Origin of the sequence: Thalassoglobus polymorphus (assembly GCF_007744255.1) — a bacterium.
Lineage (GTDB): Bacteria > Planctomycetota > Planctomycetia > Planctomycetales > Planctomycetaceae > Thalassoglobus > Thalassoglobus polymorphus.
Window position 1 is genome coordinate 713994 of the sequence record NZ_CP036267.1, and the last position, 16182, is coordinate 730175.

General features: G+C 49.8%; 12 protein-coding genes. 6 read left to right on the forward strand and 6 right to left on the reverse strand.

Translation table 11 applies throughout. The features are described from left to right. The first annotated feature begins 413 nt into the window (after positions 1 to 413). Together Mal48_RS02765 and Mal48_RS02770 are read left to right on the forward strand one after the other, a co-directional pair. Positions 414 to 1175: a class I SAM-dependent methyltransferase gene (locus Mal48_RS02765; RefSeq protein WP_145195874.1), complete on the forward strand. Its 762-nt coding sequence runs from the start codon at positions 414 to 416 to the stop codon at positions 1173 to 1175. A gap of 247 nt (positions 1176 to 1422) precedes the next feature. Then, on the forward strand, positions 1423 to 2229 hold the full coding sequence (locus Mal48_RS02770; protein ID WP_145195876.1) for a phosphotransferase: 807 nt from the start codon (positions 1423 to 1425) through the stop codon (positions 2227 to 2229). 128 nt (positions 2230 to 2357) lie between these two features. Here the strand turns inward: Mal48_RS02770 and Mal48_RS02775 are convergent, their stop codons facing one another. From Mal48_RS02775 to Mal48_RS02785, 3 genes are all read right to left on the reverse strand, one after another. Further along, positions 2358 to 3731, reverse strand: a complete 1374-nt coding sequence (locus Mal48_RS02775) for a P-loop NTPase family protein (protein WP_145195878.1) — start codon at positions 3729 to 3731, stop codon at positions 2358 to 2360. Between the two features lie 185 nt (positions 3732 to 3916). After that, the gene (locus Mal48_RS02780; protein ID WP_145195880.1) at positions 3917 to 4942 is read right to left on the reverse strand and encodes a hypothetical protein; all 1026 of its coding nucleotides are present in this window, start codon (positions 4940 to 4942) and stop codon (positions 3917 to 3919) included. A gap of 101 nt (positions 4943 to 5043) precedes the next feature. Next, positions 5044 to 5493 (reverse strand): hypothetical protein, encoded by a 450-nt coding sequence (locus Mal48_RS02785; protein WP_145195882.1) that lies wholly within the window; start codon positions 5491 to 5493, stop codon positions 5044 to 5046. 407 nt (positions 5494 to 5900) lie between these two features. Between Mal48_RS02785 and cmk the strand changes: the two genes are divergently transcribed. Further along, positions 5901 to 6548, forward strand: a complete 648-nt coding sequence (cmk, locus tag Mal48_RS02790; RefSeq protein ID WP_145195884.1) for a (d)CMP kinase — start codon at positions 5901 to 5903, stop codon at positions 6546 to 6548. A 57-nt stretch (positions 6549 to 6605) separates the two neighbouring features. Here cmk and Mal48_RS02795 read toward each other — a convergent pair whose 3' ends face one another. From Mal48_RS02795 to Mal48_RS02805, 3 genes are all read right to left on the reverse strand, one after another. After that, positions 6606 to 8711: a sulfatase family protein gene (locus tag Mal48_RS02795; protein WP_197441990.1), complete on the reverse strand. Its 2106-nt coding sequence runs from the start codon at positions 8709 to 8711 to the stop codon at positions 6606 to 6608. 482 nt (positions 8712 to 9193) lie between these two features. Beyond that, the gene (locus tag Mal48_RS02800; RefSeq protein WP_145195888.1) at positions 9194 to 9802 is read right to left on the reverse strand and encodes a hypothetical protein; all 609 of its coding nucleotides are present in this window, start codon (positions 9800 to 9802) and stop codon (positions 9194 to 9196) included. A 216-nt stretch (positions 9803 to 10018) separates the two neighbouring features. Next, positions 10019 to 11008 carry a DUF1559 domain-containing protein gene (locus tag Mal48_RS02805; RefSeq protein ID WP_231739877.1) on the reverse strand — a complete coding sequence of 330 codons (990 nt, stop codon included), beginning with the start codon at positions 11006 to 11008 and terminating at the stop codon, positions 10019 to 10021. A gap of 134 nt (positions 11009 to 11142) precedes the next feature. Between Mal48_RS02805 and Mal48_RS02810 the strand changes: the two genes are divergently transcribed. From Mal48_RS02810 to Mal48_RS02820, 3 genes are all read left to right on the forward strand, one after another. Continuing rightward, positions 11143 to 12657 (forward strand): sulfatase family protein, encoded by a 1515-nt coding sequence (locus Mal48_RS02810; RefSeq protein ID WP_145195890.1) that lies wholly within the window; start codon positions 11143 to 11145, stop codon positions 12655 to 12657. Between the two features lie 159 nt (positions 12658 to 12816). Beyond that, the gene (gene hisD / locus Mal48_RS02815) at positions 12817 to 14190 is read left to right on the forward strand and encodes a histidinol dehydrogenase (RefSeq protein WP_145195892.1); all 1374 of its coding nucleotides are present in this window, start codon (positions 12817 to 12819) and stop codon (positions 14188 to 14190) included. A gap of 71 nt (positions 14191 to 14261) precedes the next feature. Then, positions 14262 to 16130, forward strand: a complete 1869-nt coding sequence (locus tag Mal48_RS02820; RefSeq protein WP_145195894.1) for an efflux RND transporter periplasmic adaptor subunit — start codon at positions 14262 to 14264, stop codon at positions 16128 to 16130. Positions 16131 to 16182: the final 52 nt, after the last annotated feature.

The window sequence follows — 16182 nt, forward strand, 5'->3', positions numbered from 1 at the left end:
GGTTGATGCGTTCTTGGAAGATTGGAGGCAGGTAGGATGGCCTGCTCGTTATCTTTGAATCTACTTTAAACTTTAAAATAAACAAGTCATGTCTTTGCCGTTAAATTTATGTGAACGGTAAACACACTCTTTGAATTCAATGAGAATTGGAAAAGCCCGGCCGGATGCTCGAGCTGGCTGTTTGAGTAGTGGACTGTTTGAGAGATTCTTGTCGGTGACAGTCTCAGTCGTTGCAGAGGGATGTACGTGATTCAGTCAATCTGAATACGGCATCAATCACGTAAGATTCTCCAAAATTGATCTATCAGCAAGGTCGGCAAGTCAGGTAGGATTCAAAAGAAAACGGCTCAGCGGAACTGCTGTGACAATGATTTTTAGAATTCAATCACCATCAAGGATGAGGGTGCGACGCTATGAGACAACTCTGGGCAGAGCGCATTAAGCAGGCAGTCAGACCGGGACTCTACCGCACAATTTACCCGGGGAGAGAGCATTTTACCTGTCCGATCTGCAACTACCGAGGCCCCTTCAAAGACAAAATTGTCAGCAAGTCGCCCGCAGTGACTCGGGTTGACTCAAAATGCCTTGGTTGTTCGTCCGTTGAAAGACATCGGATGATGCATCTGGTCTTTGATGAAGTTTACGGAAACTGGTCAGCCGATCAAAAGTCGATCCTGCATATCGCTCCTGAAGACTGCCTGAAACCGCAACTCCAATCATTTTTTGGGACATATCATACCGCTGATCTTCTCCAGACAACTGTCGATTTCAACGAAGATGTTCAGGATATGAGCTTTCCTGATGGAACATACGATTCCGTCCTCATTTCCCGTGTGCTGACGATTCCTCCTGACCTGGAAGCTTGCATTCGGGAGATTCGTCGTGTGCTGAAACCTGGCGGAATCGCGATCATCGCTGAGATTTACTTCCATGAAGAGTCGATCGAGTACGGAAAGTTTATCGGTGAGCGTTCACGCGAAATCGGTGTGGATCTGATTACGATGATGGAACGCCACTTCTCACGCGTCGAAAAATACACTTCTGATCGCTACGAAGAGGAGTATCAGCTGATCAACCGAATGGTCGTCGACGGTGAGCCGCATGATGACTACCCGGAACTTGTGCGAGTCCCCGGGGTCGGGTTAATGGACTTGGTTGCAGTTTGTCACGTCTAAAGCAAATCCAAGATTGGACTTTCGTACTACCTCGTCGCAGGCAGTCTGTGAAGTCAAAAGTGTGAGCTTCTTGAGCACGACAAGCATTGAAAATGCAGTAGAACATTTCGCTCGACCAATACCGTGTTGAACTCGTTTTACCAGTAAAATTGCTGTCCGCAGCGAGGCAACGTTCGAACGTGTGTTCGGGGAAATCTCGATGCGGCCAAATGATATTTTTAATTCAGTTTCAAGATCCTGTTGAATTATGTCATTTTCCATTCGATGGTTGAAACGCCGCTACCAACACGCGTTAATTTCACCCAAGCGACGTGAACTCGAACAACGACTCTCGAACGATTGGGAGAAGCCAATTCGTCTCGTGCCTGCTTCGACTTCGGAAAGCTACGACGAAATTTTCTACGCCATTCATAATGATGCGCGCGTCGCGGTTGTTCGTGTGAACAGCCCGCATCGGGGACCAAAAGATCCGGTGAAACCTGAAGATCCGATTTACCCACTCGATTCAGCGGGACGGCTGGAACGGGAGTGGACAGCTTATTCAAAACTCTCCGCAGTTGACCTGTCTCCTCAACCGCTCTGGCGATCTGATGACGCGATAGCTTGTTCGTGGTTCGACTGGGAGCGAGTTTCCCGATATCTAGTCCAGCATCGGTCTCGCTTTTGGGACGTCTTCGAGAAACTTTTGCCAGCGATTCGGCTCATGCACGAACAAGGTGTGACTCACCTCGACATGAACTTGGGAAACTTTCTCATCAGTCGCGATGGAAAAAAGATCGTCATCATCGATTTTGAATTTGACCCTAACGACTGGCTGACCTACGAGCAGCAACTCGGATTTGATTACTTGCGTGTCATCCTCGATTGCACCAAACGCCGCCGCGGGGGGCAGTATCTGCTCTCCGATCTGGATCGCATGGTCGCTACGATCGAGAAAAACGTCGAGCCCGCAGCTCGCGAAGCCGACCTCAGCTTCGCACCCAGGCAACTGCATAGGCTGAAGAAATACCCCGAATTACAGGCCCGCTTGAGCAAACTGTTCCACGGAATCTAAGCCACTGGCTATTTCAGAGGTTTTCGGACTGGTTTTAATTAGAACCGATCCTGAAACTTGAATCTGCTCTCTCAAACACTGAGAAAGGTGATCATTCCAATAGTTTCCGGACTGGTCCTGGAAATACTCTACGCGGCGTTTCGGTTATTATGTTGGGCAACATGCTCAGGCATGTCGTTCGACACGGTGCAAACTCCGCTTTTCGAGAGTATCCGCTGCATTGCAATTCTGGAAGCGTCGAGCTCTCCATCATTGTTGAAAAGAACAGCGTCCGTCGGGCAGCGTAGGGCAAACTCCTGAAACATGTCCTCGTCATATCTGAAGTGACCCTGTTTGGTCACTTCCTGTTTTCGTTTCATGACCGTCTCATGACTGGCGATGCAATGAACATTCGGAATTCGCACGCCAAAGAGATTGCGAAGCCAATGGAACTTTGAAAAACGCGGCGCATCCGTTTTTCGATCGACGTACAGGAAGTCGATCAGTGACCGGTCAATCAGAGTTGAGCTGTTTTTTGACGAGAACAGCAACATCAGTCGCAGTCCGAGGCATGCCCGCAAGTAAACAAATGGAGCGAGGATCTCATCGAATCTTTCGCGGTCTTGAAAGAGCAGTGGGCGAATGAAGATGACTGCCAATTTGTAGCTGAGCGATTTTCGATAGAAATGTTTGCCGGTTTTGATGCGGCCGATCTTTGTGTCATGCTTTTTGAGTTCATGTGCCAGAGTCGTTTTACCGGCTCCGTCGCATCCAATCATTGTCACCATTGACGAGTGTCGCGGAGTTCCAATTCCCGCTGTCTGGAGTTTGGCGATAATTGTCGATGTCTGTTGCTGGTTCCGTTTCAGATGACTCGTATTCAGGTTCCTTTTCAGATACTGAAGACTAATTTGCTCGGCGGTCGGGGAGACTGTTTCGTTTAACAGGATCGAAGAGACCACATCGCGTAGCTCGACGTTTCGGCTCTCAAGAAAGCGTTGGAAATAGGTGGTCAGTCGGTGTTGAACGGTCGGGGTGTTAAGATTCTTCTTCTTGCAGATCAAGTGTTGAACGTAAACAGAGGCTTCGATATCAAGCGGCAGCCTTTGTATCGATTCGTTCGCGTCAATCACCGCAGATTGACAAGCTTCGTAAGTGAGAGAACTTCGTCCGCGATCCAACTGAGGCAAAGTCATCCAGAGGTCAAACAACGCGGACTGGCGGCCATCCAGTGAGAAGAGAGTGAACTCAATTTTATTTTCTTTGCGGCTGCGAATACGGATATGACAGCGGCCCGCTCTCACCCATTCGAAACAGGTCTTTAACAGCACATTGACCGATTCTCGTGTCCCGAGCAGGTCGACATCGTCATCTGTGAGATTCTCGGCAGCGAATGTTTCACCTCTCAGCTGGATGAACTTCCAGGGGCCTGTTTTTATCTCCGCTAGGCATTCTGCGAAGGCCCGACCAATCTCTGCGGGGCGATTCGGAGGCTTGAGCTGCTTGATGAATTGACTCATCATTCCATCCTTGGAGGCACTTTGGCTCGTGCAGACACATAGCCTGAAAAGTGAATTCGATTGTTGTGACTTCCTTGTCACATATGCTTGTGATGTTTTACTGCCAATCGTGAGTTTCGGTCAAGATCGTTGAGTGCAGGCGATCAATCCTGAAGTCGGGTCGGTGTGGCATCTCCAGGCAATGAGTTTCATTTCTCTTTTGTCGTTGCCTCTCCTGTTGTTGACCTGTCCGGATTTGGGATTTCGTAAGGGCCAACATCTGACACGTGTCGCCGGAGGGCGTCCATAATTCCCTTATAGAGATAGGGGGCATTTCCCGGAGCTCTCTGATTTTCTGCCGTCCATTTTTCGTACTTCAACTCTTCGAATGCGATGTCATCTTGCTTGCCGAGCTCGATAAGGATTTCTCGCATAACTTCCGAACCTTGGAGTAGCCGATCCCTGAGTACCGGCGTCCCATCACAGTATTGCAGCGACAGCAACTCCTCACCCAGCATCTGATCTGTGAGCAAACCGTCTCGATCGGTGCTCGCTGCGATTGGATTCCAAAGAATGTATTCGGCATCGTATTTCATCTTCACCATCTGCTGGAATTGTTGGTTGTTCTGTGGCCATGGTCCTTGTTGGGAATATTTGATGTCGCCAATCCCGTCCCGCCCAAGTCCATGTTCGGACCAGCGAGCGAGGCCTTCAAGGTACCAGGGATTTTTGAAATACGTCGCGCCATATTGAATCAGATGAAACAACTCGTGGGCCGGTGTCACATTATTGAGCGGATCGACTTGACTGGCGATAGCGATGACCAGGGCGCGATCTTCTTTCTTTCCTTCTGGGATCAGACGAGCACGCTGTGAACTCGAAAAAGCGATTCCATTGCCGCCGCCCATTTCATTTCGATCACGAAGACTGACTTGAATGCAAGTGACACCCTTGTAGCGTTCGCTCTCGAATGGATCCGGAAAATTTAATACGTTGCAATACAGGTGATGAGCCGCCCAAATCTGCCGGGCGACATTCTCAACCTGATCCGGGACTCCACTTTTGTCAACGTCATCCTGTGTGACCGCGCCATTTCCGTCATTGGTGTAGAAGACGCGAAATCTGTCCAGAACATAGTGTTCCTGCAGGGCTGTCTTCTTTGGATCGGAAGCATCGACGCTTGTTGAAGCCAGCATGACGATGAGTGCCGCAATTGTCAGTCTGGCGGATTGCATATGTCGATGCTTGAATTTCAGTGGGACAACTCGAACGGAATAGGAATTCGATGAGCTTTCAGAGTTGCCCGATTTGGTTAAAGAGCGTTTAAATTTGGAGATTACTCTTTGACTCGGTTGCAAGTGAATTCCCAATTGTCTCCGTTTTCGTCGGTGAAGAGTCCGGACCATTTCCCATATTTGTCAATTGTCATTTTCACTTCACCTTTCATCCTTTCTTTCCATTCACGATCAGAATTCAATGCTCGCAGGTCTGTGAATTCAACCTTTGTTCGTTTTCCCTGTGGGTGATTGACCCCAACTCTCTTCGTGAATTCGCCGGTCCTCTTTTGTTCTTTTTGGTAAACAACATGGTCGGAAACCCGGAATTGTCCTCGAAGGTTTTTGGCTCCCTTGAGTTTCGGAACCATCTTAAAATGCCAAACTGCTCCTTCGAAATTATCACCAGCCTGAGCTGCAACACCGGTGTTGCAGGCTACCGTTCCGAAAATGAAGAGCAGAAATACGAGCAGTTTTCCATTGAATTTAGCATTGCGAATTCGTGTGAGCATTTTGCCGACCCAGTGTTGGTTTGAATAGGAATTCAGTGATTGCGAGGCAATTGGAGATTACACACGTTTCGTAGCACGTTTCGTTCGTAGATGTGAGTCGTTTCGTCTCTGCACGCAGATTTTATCTATTAGAGCTATTCTTCCGCAAGAAGACTGCTCAATCTCTGCTTGTCTCTGAAGCAGGCACCGTTCCATGTGTTTTTCAGATTTTGAAGCAGTGAAAAGTGCGATGTTTAATGCGGTGAAATCCGTTCATCGCGAAGGCATGAGCGAGTCAACTGCTCGATTGTCGGTTTTCAGGCATCGTTGGCTTGGTGAACATCTCCTGATCGCGTACTCTTCGGCACAGTTATCGAATTCTCGATGCTGAATCACCACGATCGCGATACCGGAGTGCCTTAAAAGACATGATTGTCACCATCGATGGACCAGCTGGAACAGGAAAAAGTACCGTCGCTCGACGTCTCGCGGACTCGTTAGGCTATGAGTATCTCGACACCGGAGCGATGTACCGCATGGTCGCGTTTCATGTTGTCTCTAAGGGTGTCTCACTTACAGATTCGTCAGCGATTGAAGCGGTGGCAGAAGAGACTCAGATCGATTTTCGAAACGGAGATGCCTATCTCAACGGAACGGATGTGAGTGGAGAATTGCGTCAGCCAGATGTGGCGGTGGCAGCATCGATGGTGGCTCAGATTCCGCGTGTTCGCGAAATCCTTGTGCAGCGGCAACAGGAAATTGCTGTCGGGAGAGACATCGTTTGTGAAGGACGAGATCAGGGGACGGTTGTTTTTCCAAAGGCTCGCTGCAAATTCTTTCTGACAGCTTCACCAGAAATCCGGGCTGAACGACGACTGGGCGAGTTCACTTCGCAAGGCAAAAAAGTTTCGTACGATCAGCTCCTTGAAGAGCAAAACGAACGTGATCGCCGCGATGAAAATCGTGAAGTTGCACCGCTCAGACCTGCAGACGACGCCGAACTTGTCGACACAACAGAACTCTCGATTGACGAAGTTGTCGAACGACTGAAATCGCAGGTGCAATCGAAACTTTAACACACTTCAATTCTGCTTCTCATCACTTTGAGACGCCAGCATAAAACGATGGCTTGACTACGGAGTCTGAATCTCTTTTCCTGACGGAGCAGGGGGCGGGAAGTATGATGTGTAGTATGCTGGATGGTGATAGTACGAGAGTTGATTGCTTCGCCAAGCCTGAAGCGTTGTGAGTAGTTGAGCGACCAACTCGTGATGTTTGGTAGAGAGATCTTTGGATTCAGTCGGATCGTTTTGAAGATCATAGAGTGTGATTTCGTGCTTGCTGCGATCCATCATCAGCTTCCATCGTCCACCAAGAATGACCGCTTCAGCCTGATGTGAAGCGTTATTTACATGGAAGAAGAGCAGGCGTTCTTCTGCGGGGATTCTGTTTTTGCTGAGGATATCGATTCCCTGAAAATTCGGATGTGGAGGCAATTCGAGAGTTCCCAGCAATGTTGGCAACAGGTCGATATGTTCGAGTGGGTACGACTCAACCCCCGGTGAAAGGTACTGCGGAGCATGGACCACGGTCGCCACATGAATCATTGGCTGAACTGGCTCTTGAGCATGTCCGCATCGTCCATTTTCGTGGAAGGCTTCACCGTTTTCTCCGAGCACAATGACGATCATGTCGTCCAGAACGCCCTCTTCTTCGAGCTTCGAGATGATGCGACCGACCTGCATGTCACAGTAATGAATCCCGTTGTAGAAGGCATTGCGAACTTGTGGTGTTTTCTCTTTTGGGTACATCATGAAGGAGACGTCTGCGTCGAGTTTGCACGGCTGGAACGGCTTCTCGAAATCAGCAGGAACTTCGTACGGAAAATGCGACGATTGAAAATTCATACTGAGGAAAAAGGGTTGCTCCTCGTCGAGTTGCTCTGTCACCCAATCAAGCGCGCGGTCCATGGTGTGTGAATCTTCCAGCTTTCCGGCGGAGAGAGCTCCGATTTTGATTTCATGAGCCATCCCAGGGTCGCGGATGATTTCAGCCGTTTTTCTGCCGCTACGTTGGGCGTCATAAAACAGGTCGAGATTTGGAGTCTCCAGAAACTGATCCATGTTTCCCCAGCCTTCGTTTTGCGAAGAGATGATGGCAGTGCTGTAACCAATTTCTTTGAAGACGTCGAAAGCCAGCGTTTTGGGCCAGGGGTCAGCTTTTGTGTAATAATGGTGCTCTCTAGTCCGTAGTGGGTACAGCGACGAAACAATACAGACATCCGCATAATCAGAGTGTGTACTCTGGGCGTAAGCATTCGTGAACTGAGTTCCTCTACGGGCCAGCGCGTTGATGTTCGGCAGAATTTCTCGTCCTTGATGAGACAGATGAATTGTATCTGCACGGAGTGATTCAATCGCCAAAATTAGAATTGATGGACGCTTGGCGACTTGGGCTGGGGGAGACCATTTTGCAGTGAGTGGTGTGAGATTCGATGTCTCCAGGTCCGCTGGAATCGGTTCTCGAAAGAATTGCTCAAGGGTTGAGATCGCAATCGTTGGAACAGGATGGACTCGTGATTTGACCGTTTGCATCCATGTCGAGCGTCGAATTGCACTTTGATCGCTGACAATGATCCAGGTAGGGATCAGCAGGAGGATGGTGATGCATTGCCAGGTCGATCGACAATAAAAACCACGCGAGACGGTTTCAGTTTCAACGCGCGGACTCGATGCTAGAAATTGAATGAAAGGTTCGCTCAGGAAAAATGCCATCGCAACAACAACGCCCACTGTGGCAAGTGCGATTCGCTCTGCGACTGCAAGGTCGTGCCAGATTGAGAGTGGAGGATTGATGAGCAGAAAACGAAATGCTTCCAGATTCGCAAATTGCCCAGCTTGCCGGAAGAGTCCCCAACTGCCGACATGCATGAATATCAATAAGCTGCAGAGCAGTCCCACTCCGGCAGCGATCAGCCATCGTGCGAAATACGACGTCTGCTTGAGTCGTTTTATAATTTGCGCTCCAACATAAAGCACCCAGCTGATTGTCAACCAGAACCAGCCGAGCCAGGCGATGCTCACCCAGCTGACAGGGCCGCCAACTTCAAACGGGGTTGCGGGAGAACTCCAGAGCAAACTGAGTTCAAGAGCGAACATCAGGCAGCAGAAAAGTGCGAGCCGGGATGTAGGAAAGACGAACGACGCCAGAGTTCTAAGTTTTTGAATCAAGGCTGCCATCGCAGTGGAATCTCTCTCGTGAATACTCGAGTTCATGCCCGTATGACGGAACTTCGGTCCTGTGGCAAATGCTTAGAAGAGCTGGTGTTCAACAGGAACTTCCAAGGGCCGACTATCACATCTTCAGTGAAGAGCGAGCTACAGGAACTCTCTTCCGATGAAGCATAGATCGACAGAACTCTGCTGACGCATTCGACTCGACCCTGAAATGTTGTTTGCAAAGAACATTTCAGGCTGTGTCGGTTGTATCGGATGTTGCTTCGCTGATCTGGTCCACAAGCCGGCTGAAGTCGACTGCGACAACTTCAGCGTATCTACGTGAATCAGATTGATCCATTTGAATCCGTTTTTTGCATTGAGGAGTGCAGGGAGAGATCGAAGGAACTGCTGGAGCAAATGTTGGCAGAATGCTGGCAATAAAAGCCTTCACACGCCATCGGTTCTGCCGCTGTTGGCCTGTTTGTGAGTTTGCAAAGAGGCGTTTATTTTGTGCTGATCGATTCGATAATCTTGACAGCTTGCTCCTCGTCCCAGACTTCTTCATCTTCGACAAGAACAAACATCGTCGCTTCGCCTTTGCGGCTTTTGAAAGCTCCGGTCACTTGACGAACGTTTTTGCCGTCACTTGTTCCTTTGTTGAATGTGAACTCTCGTTCGACACCGTCGATCATGAAGGTTCTTTTCTCTGACTCTTCAACATCAATGTTTTTGTTTTTGCCTTGTGTGTCCATTTGTTGTTCAAATGATTTTTCGAGCTCCTCCTTGGAGCCTTTGATCGGTATTTCCATGAGGATGATGGTTCCGGAGCTTGGGTTATCAACCCGCTGATACATCACCATATTCATTGAGGCGACTAAGATCTTGGCTTTCACACCCTGTCCCGGTTGATAGGTATCAGGGATTTCGATTGAGACGATCTCTTCCTGCATCTTCGAGACTTCAGCGGGAGTTTGAACGATTTGGAAAGCATTCTTTGCGAAAAAGAAGAAAACGCCACAGCAGGCGATGCAGCTGATCCCGAATATTGCCAGCAAAGCAATGAGGATTTTTGTTCCGGTACTCATTCCTGAACGCGGTTCAGCTTCGGACATTTCAGATTCTCCAGTCAATTTAATGATTCATATTGCACCTTAAGATGACAGATGAATCAGGTGTTGGTTCGTTGAGTGAACGCAGCGGAAAAATTTCAGCTCAAAATTCTTTCAGAAAATGAGTGATTCGAGAATAACAGAAGGCCCGGTGATGTACGACTGAAAACTGCCTATGGAATCGCTCTTCAAGTCGATCGGATGGGAAAAATTTGGGTGTTAAAACTCTGAGACGACTTCTCCGCCGTGGCGTGTGAAGAGGGCTCGAAGTAGTTGTGTGTCGATGTTTTCGCTGATGAAGCGTCCACTCCCGTCAGAGAGTGCTGTCAAGCATCCGCCGACATGAGGGCTGGAGTATTGAAACTCGCGCTCGACGCTTCCAGAGCAATCCGTTTCTTCAGGATTCAGGCCGGGTGTTGCACAGTTCGGGGCAGCTTTCCACCATCGAAGGACACCACGCGCAAAGCCCTGGCCCGTTCCACCTCCACTGCCACCGCCTCCTCCGCCACCACCACTTCCACCACCAGACCCACTGGAACCGGAGCCGCTGTTCATTGCACCGCGTGCCCAGCCTCCGAATTCAAAAGCGACTTCGCTGATCGCAATTGTGTTGGATGTCCCATCGGTCACATCACGGAACCGGGTTGATGAAAGGGGATACAGCATTCCGTCATCCGCTCCGGGTGTGGTTCCGGCATTGGCTGCGTAATGGTTCGTCCCATAGGTGTCGTCGACAGGTTCATCAGTCGGTTGCGATGGGCAGCGATAAACTGCCAATGTTTGCAGGACCACATCTTTGTTGTTCGCATGACTGAAGCGAACATTGAAGTCGTACTGGTTGTAGAGAGCTGTCTGTTCGACCTGAGGAAGCAACAGCGCCTGCCACGTCGTCAACACTTGGTTCGCGGACGTGCTCCCGGAATCTCCCAAGACTCCAATCGGGAAGACGTTGTGCGAGGATTGGTAGTTGTGCAACGCCAGTGCCAATTGACGAATATTGTTGCGGCAGGATGCGCGTCTTGCTGCTTCTCGTGCCTGCTGGACAGCGGGCAGCAGGAGTGCAACGAGAATTGCAATAATGGCGATCACCACAAGAAGTTCAATGAGTGTGAAACCACGTTGCTGGTTTCGGCCGGAAGCTGGATGCGATGGGGGCATTGAAGTCAGAGTTTTGAGGGATTTTTGTGGGGAGGAGGCGATCGTTGCCATGGAAGAGTTCGATACTATTTCATATTTCGCAGGAAGTGAAGTTGCTGGAAAGTGAGACATGAAGTTCGTTACTCTGTACTCGATTCATGGAAATTCTTAACAGACCCATTAGAACTCAATAGGACCAGAAGCCCATGCGACGAACTGGTTTGCTGCTAAGTTGTCTCGTTTTTGCATTGACATTTCAGTGTGATGCCGCCGAAAAGAATATTATCTTTTTCATCACCGATGATGAAAGTCCGACGCTGGGATGCTACGGCGATCCGGTTGCAGTGACGCCTGCAATTGATGAGCTCGCTGCCGACGGAACAATGTTTTTGAATGCGTTCGCGACGACTGCGAGTTGCAGTGCGAGTCGGTCTGTAGTGATGTCGGGGCTTCACAATCATAAAAATGGCCAGTATGGGCATCAGCACTCCTATCACAAGTTCGCATCCTTCGACAATGTGGTCAGTCTGTCGCTGCCGCGAGTCCTGGCGAATGCTGGATACCGAACAGCACAGATTGGGAAGTATCACGTCGCTCCCGAAGCGGTTTATCATTACGAGACCTATCTCAAAGGGAATGGTCGTAACGCTGTGGAAATGGCGGAGAACTGTCGCGAATTCATCAACAACAAAGAAGATGACCGTCCCTTCTTCATCTACTTTGGAACCTCCGATCCACATCGCGGTGGCGGGATCGATAAGACATCCAAGTTAAAATTGAAGCCAGACCTGTTTGGAAATCGCCCGGAGAACGGTTCTTACGAAGGGGTCGATGAAGTCTTCTACGAACCTGAAGATGTGATTATTCCCCCATTCATGACTGACACTCCCGAAACCCGCGAAGAGCTGGCGCAGTATTACCAGTCATGCTCTCGCGTCGATCGCGGCTTGGCTCGGCTCGTTCAGGTTTTGAAAGAGGCGGACCTGTATGACAAAACGATGATTGTGTTCACCTCTGATCATGGAATGGCCTTCTCCGGCGGAAAGACAACTGTCTTCGAAGCTGGGTTGCGCGTCCCCTTTGTGGTCCGCAATCCCTACGAGAAAAACAGAGGTGTGAAATCGACAGCGATGATCTCTCATGTCGACATCACACCGAGTCTCCTTGATTTCGCTGGCGGATTAAATCCGAAGACGAATGGCCCGAAGAAATGGGTGAATCCTGATCAGTTCTGGAAAGAACGTGGAGAGAATCTGAAAGAGAATCGTGGTCCAAAGTTGCGCAGCTATCACGGGAAGTCATGGATTCCGATCTTGGGAGATGCCGACGCTGAGCATTGGGAGACAATTTTTGCTTCACACACATTCCACGAGATTCAGATGTATTACCCAATGCGAGTTGTTCGCGACAAAGAATATAAGCTGATCTGGAATATTGCTCACGGGCTTCCGTATCCCTTCGCTTCAGACTTGTGGCGAGCCTCGTCATGGCAGGCACAATTTCAGAAAGGGATGACCGCTCCATATGGTCAAAAAACGGTCGGCGATTACATCCATCGTCCGCAATTCGAACTCTATCACATTTCTGAAGATCCGAATGAATCGAACAACCTCGCTGGGAAAACGGAATACGCCGAGATTCTGAAGAAGTACCAGACGAAACTGAAAGACTTTCAAAAAGAGATGGATGATCCCTGGATCATGAAATGGGATTACGAGTAAACCCTCGATTTGGCTCCAAGAGACTAAGTCCCCGGTCGTGATTGACCGGGGGCAAAATAATAAAGTTGACCGGGGCTAAGTTGGCCGTCAGGTCCATGAGGCGGAACGCCTTTGTCATTTCCGAACTTGCTAGAATCGTTGAACGAAAACGTTTTTAAGATGTCATTAAATATTCCAACAATTGATTGTTCACAGGGGGACGCCCAGCAACTCTTCGCTGAACTTCGTGAGAAGCTCAGTCCAGGGGGAGGTGATGTTGTGTCCGAAGCGGGACGACAGAGGACAATCGATCTCTTCGGGGAACCGCTCACGCCTCAGCAGGTCGTAGAGAAAATTTGCTCGGACGTGCGAGAAGAGGGGCTCAAGGCTTTATTGCATTACACCGAGAAGCTGGACCGCAAAGAACTGAGCGGTGAAACGATTCGTGTTTCGCAAGAAGAACTTGCAGCGGCGCACGCACAAGCAGAACCAGACTTTCTCGAAACTGTCCGAGACATTCGTGACAATGTTATGGAGTTTCAGCAGGAAATTCTCTCCCAGGATGCCTCAGTGATTCGTACAGACGGTGCCGCACTGATCGAACTGCGGCAGCGATACCTTCCGTTGCGGCGAGTGGGGATTTGTGTCCCTGGCGGGGCTGCGGCATATCCATCAACTGTCTTGATGACAGCCGTTCCAGCTCAGGCTGCCGGCGTCAAAGAGATCGCGATTGTTGTCCCACCGACAGAATTCGGCGGCTACAATATCGACATGCTGGCGACCTGTCACGAATTGGGAATCACAGAAGTCTATCGTGTTGGAGGGGCTCAGGCTGTTGCTGCTCTGGCGTACGGAGTCGAAGGAATCGAGCGTGTCGATAAGATCGTCGGTCCCGGAAATCTGTTTGTAGCACTCGCGAAACGTCATGTGTTTGGTGAAGTCGATATCGACAGCATTGCTGGACCAAGCGAAGTGATCGTTCTGGCAGACGAAACCGCGAATCCGAAATTTGTCGCCAGCGATTTGATCTCACAGGCAGAACACAGCCCCGGTTCAGGAGTTCTCATTACCTGGCATGCCCCGCTGATCGATGCTGTGCGAACGGAACTTGAACGACAACTCAATCTGTTAAGTCGCGGTGATCTGGCAAAGCAGTCACTTGAGGATTATGGAGCACTCATTCTGGCTCGCAGCGAACAGGAAGCAGCTGAACTGACAGACCTGATGGCAACCGAGCATTTGCACATTTCGACAAACGATCCCGAAGCGATGCTCAGTCGCGTCCAAAACGCAGGAGCGATTTTCCTCGGTCATTACACTCCGGTTGCGATAGGGGATTATGTAGCTGGTCCGTCTCATGTTTTACCGACCGGAGGGACTGCCCGTTTTGCGAATGGTCTTTGTGCGAACGACTTTCTAAAACGGTCATCAATCATCTCGTACAATAAAGCAGCACTGGAAGCAGATGCCCACGACGTTCGCATGATGGCAGATAAAGAAGGACTGACGGCACATCGTTCCAGTGTTGATCTCAGACTTGAAGATGAATCATAAGCGTTATTGAGGCGATTTCATCAGCAATCTTTCGCCGGTCACCTGTAGGCTCCGGAAACTGAAAACGGTCCATGGAAAATTCCACCTCATACCCAGCATCGTCAAGTTCAGCGACTGAACGCTGGAATGTGTTTCTGGAGATGGCGGTCACCGTTTCTCGTGCGTCAGGCGGGGCGATTTGGAACGTTCAACAACGACAGCCTGTTCTGCAATCACAGTATCAATTGGGATCGCAACGACTCGATACGGTTCACGAGCAGTGGCCCGGTCATGTCGAGAGTTTGGCTCGAGTAATTCAAACTGGGAAGTCGCAGTCACTTAAAGCGAAATTCGAGCAGGCGAATGGTTCCAGTACCTTGCGACTGCTGTTGTTTCCAATTTTGTCTGGTCAAGCAGTTGAGAATATACTCGAACTCTTCCTGCCTGAACAAAGTGAACTGGCAGACTCTCAAATTGAAAGCAGTGTGCAACAGTTGCTTGTTTGGGCAACTCCATCGAGCGAGGCGAGAACGAATTCCAACGCGATGGAATTTGCCACTTGGCTGGCGCACATCCATCAACACCTTGATGTCGCTAAAACTTGCTACACGATTACGAATGAAACACGCCTCTGGTCAGGTTGGGACCGACTTAGCCTGCTGCTCGCAGAGGGGAAATTGTTTCGCCTGAAATCGGTCAGCGGCGTGGATGCTCTTGATCCGAGGTCGACGACGGTCAGCACGTTAGAAAGTGTTGCGCAACAGGCATTGAGCCAGTCTCGCGAGACCATTGTCTCAAGCGAGAGTGATCCCAAGTCGTTTCTTCAAGACTATCACGACCGCACCCAAGCGAAGCAAGTTGCGCTGATTCCGCTACTGGGAAGAGTCCACTCTTCGAATCGTGAAGTGATCGGAGTTCTGGTTTGTGATCGATTTGAAGATTCATACGGGAAGGTCCAAACGGTCGAGGATCTGGAAATTTCTTGCCATCACATCGCTGTCGCTCTGGAACATGCTCTGAGATATGAGGATGTGCAAGTTAGCCCTCTGCGACGGTGCGTGCGGCGCGCTTTTTCACAGCGATTCGTGAAAATTATTTCTGTGTCTGCCCTGTTCGTACTGGCGGGTTTCTTTCTGAGCCTGTGGCCAGCGACGTTGACGGTCACAGGAACTGGATTTCTAGAACCGCAGAAGACACGAGATGTCTTCGCAATTTCAAACGGCCTGATCGAAAAGCTTCATGTGACACAGGGAGAGACAGTTGCAGAATCTGATGAACTTCTGACTCTCAGAAGTCCGGAACTGGATCTCGAGGTCAACCGCATTCAGGGAGAATTAACAACAGTCAGGCAGCAGATTGATGATCTGGTGAAAATCCGGAGCGATCCAAGGCGAGCGAATGAGATGCGACAATCCTCTGCGGAGCTTGCTGCTCGCGGAGAGGAACTCAAAACCGTTGAAATTGGACTCCAGAGACAGTTGGATTTGATGAAGCGGCAATCGAAAGAGCTCATCTTGAGAAGTCCAATGAGTGGGGAAGTGATCACTTCGAATTTGGAGTCAATTCTCTCGTCGAATCGACCTGTGACGCGTACTGATCGCCTGTTACGAATCGCTGACCTGACAGGAGACTGGATTGCGAAGCTGCATGTCGATCATCGAGACATTGGTCCGGTTCTTGAAGCGTATCGGTCTCAGGCAGCGACGGTCACATTTTTGACTGCGGACGCGGCAGAATCGTCAAAGGAAGCCATTTTGCAAAGTGTCGCGCCGTCTGTCTCGACGGACGCGATCTCTGGTTCGACACTTGTTTTTGACGCTGAGGTCAAACGTTCAGTGATTCCCGATGCGAAACCGGGAACAACGATTCTGTTTCGAATCGACTGCGGAAAGGCTCCGATTGGTTACGTCTGGTTCCGAAGATTGATTGACCGTCTCCACGGATGGTGGACGTTACGCTGAGTGATTCACGAAAGACTTTCGCCACAGGCTTGGCCTCTCCTGCAAAAAGTAT

Bases quoted from the DNA above. Each gene is read 5' to 3' on its own strand.
- Mal48_RS02765 (WP_145195874.1), top strand. From the start codon at position 414: ATGAGACAACTCTGGGCAGAGCGCATTAAGCAGGCAGTCAGACCGGGA.
- Mal48_RS02770 (WP_145195876.1), top strand. From the start codon at position 1,423: ATGTCATTTTCCATTCGATGGTTGAAACGCCGCTACCAACACGCGTTA.
- Mal48_RS02775 (WP_145195878.1), bottom strand. From the start codon at position 3,731: ATGATGAGTCAATTCATCAAGCAGCTCAAGCCTCCGAATCGCCCCGCA.
- Mal48_RS02780 (WP_145195880.1), bottom strand. From the start codon at position 4,942: ATGCAATCCGCCAGACTGACAATTGCGGCACTCATCGTCATGCTGGCT.
- Mal48_RS02785 (WP_145195882.1), bottom strand. From the start codon at position 5,493: ATGCTCACACGAATTCGCAATGCTAAATTCAATGGAAAACTGCTCGTA.
- cmk (WP_145195884.1), top strand. From the start codon at position 5,901: ATGATTGTCACCATCGATGGACCAGCTGGAACAGGAAAAAGTACCGTC.
- Mal48_RS02795 (WP_197441990.1), bottom strand. From the start codon at position 8,711: ATGGCAGCCTTGATTCAAAAACTTAGAACTCTGGCGTCGTTCGTCTTT.
- Mal48_RS02800 (WP_145195888.1), bottom strand. From the start codon at position 9,802: ATGTCCGAAGCTGAACCGCGTTCAGGAATGAGTACCGGAACAAAAATC.
- Mal48_RS02805 (WP_231739877.1), bottom strand. From the start codon at position 11,008: ATGGCAACGATCGCCTCCTCCCCACAAAAATCCCTCAAAACTCTGACT.
- Mal48_RS02810 (WP_145195890.1), top strand. From the start codon at position 11,143: ATGCGACGAACTGGTTTGCTGCTAAGTTGTCTCGTTTTTGCATTGACA.
- hisD (WP_145195892.1), top strand. From the start codon at position 12,817: ATGTCATTAAATATTCCAACAATTGATTGTTCACAGGGGGACGCCCAG.
- Mal48_RS02820 (WP_145195894.1), top strand. From the start codon at position 14,262: ATGGAAAATTCCACCTCATACCCAGCATCGTCAAGTTCAGCGACTGAA.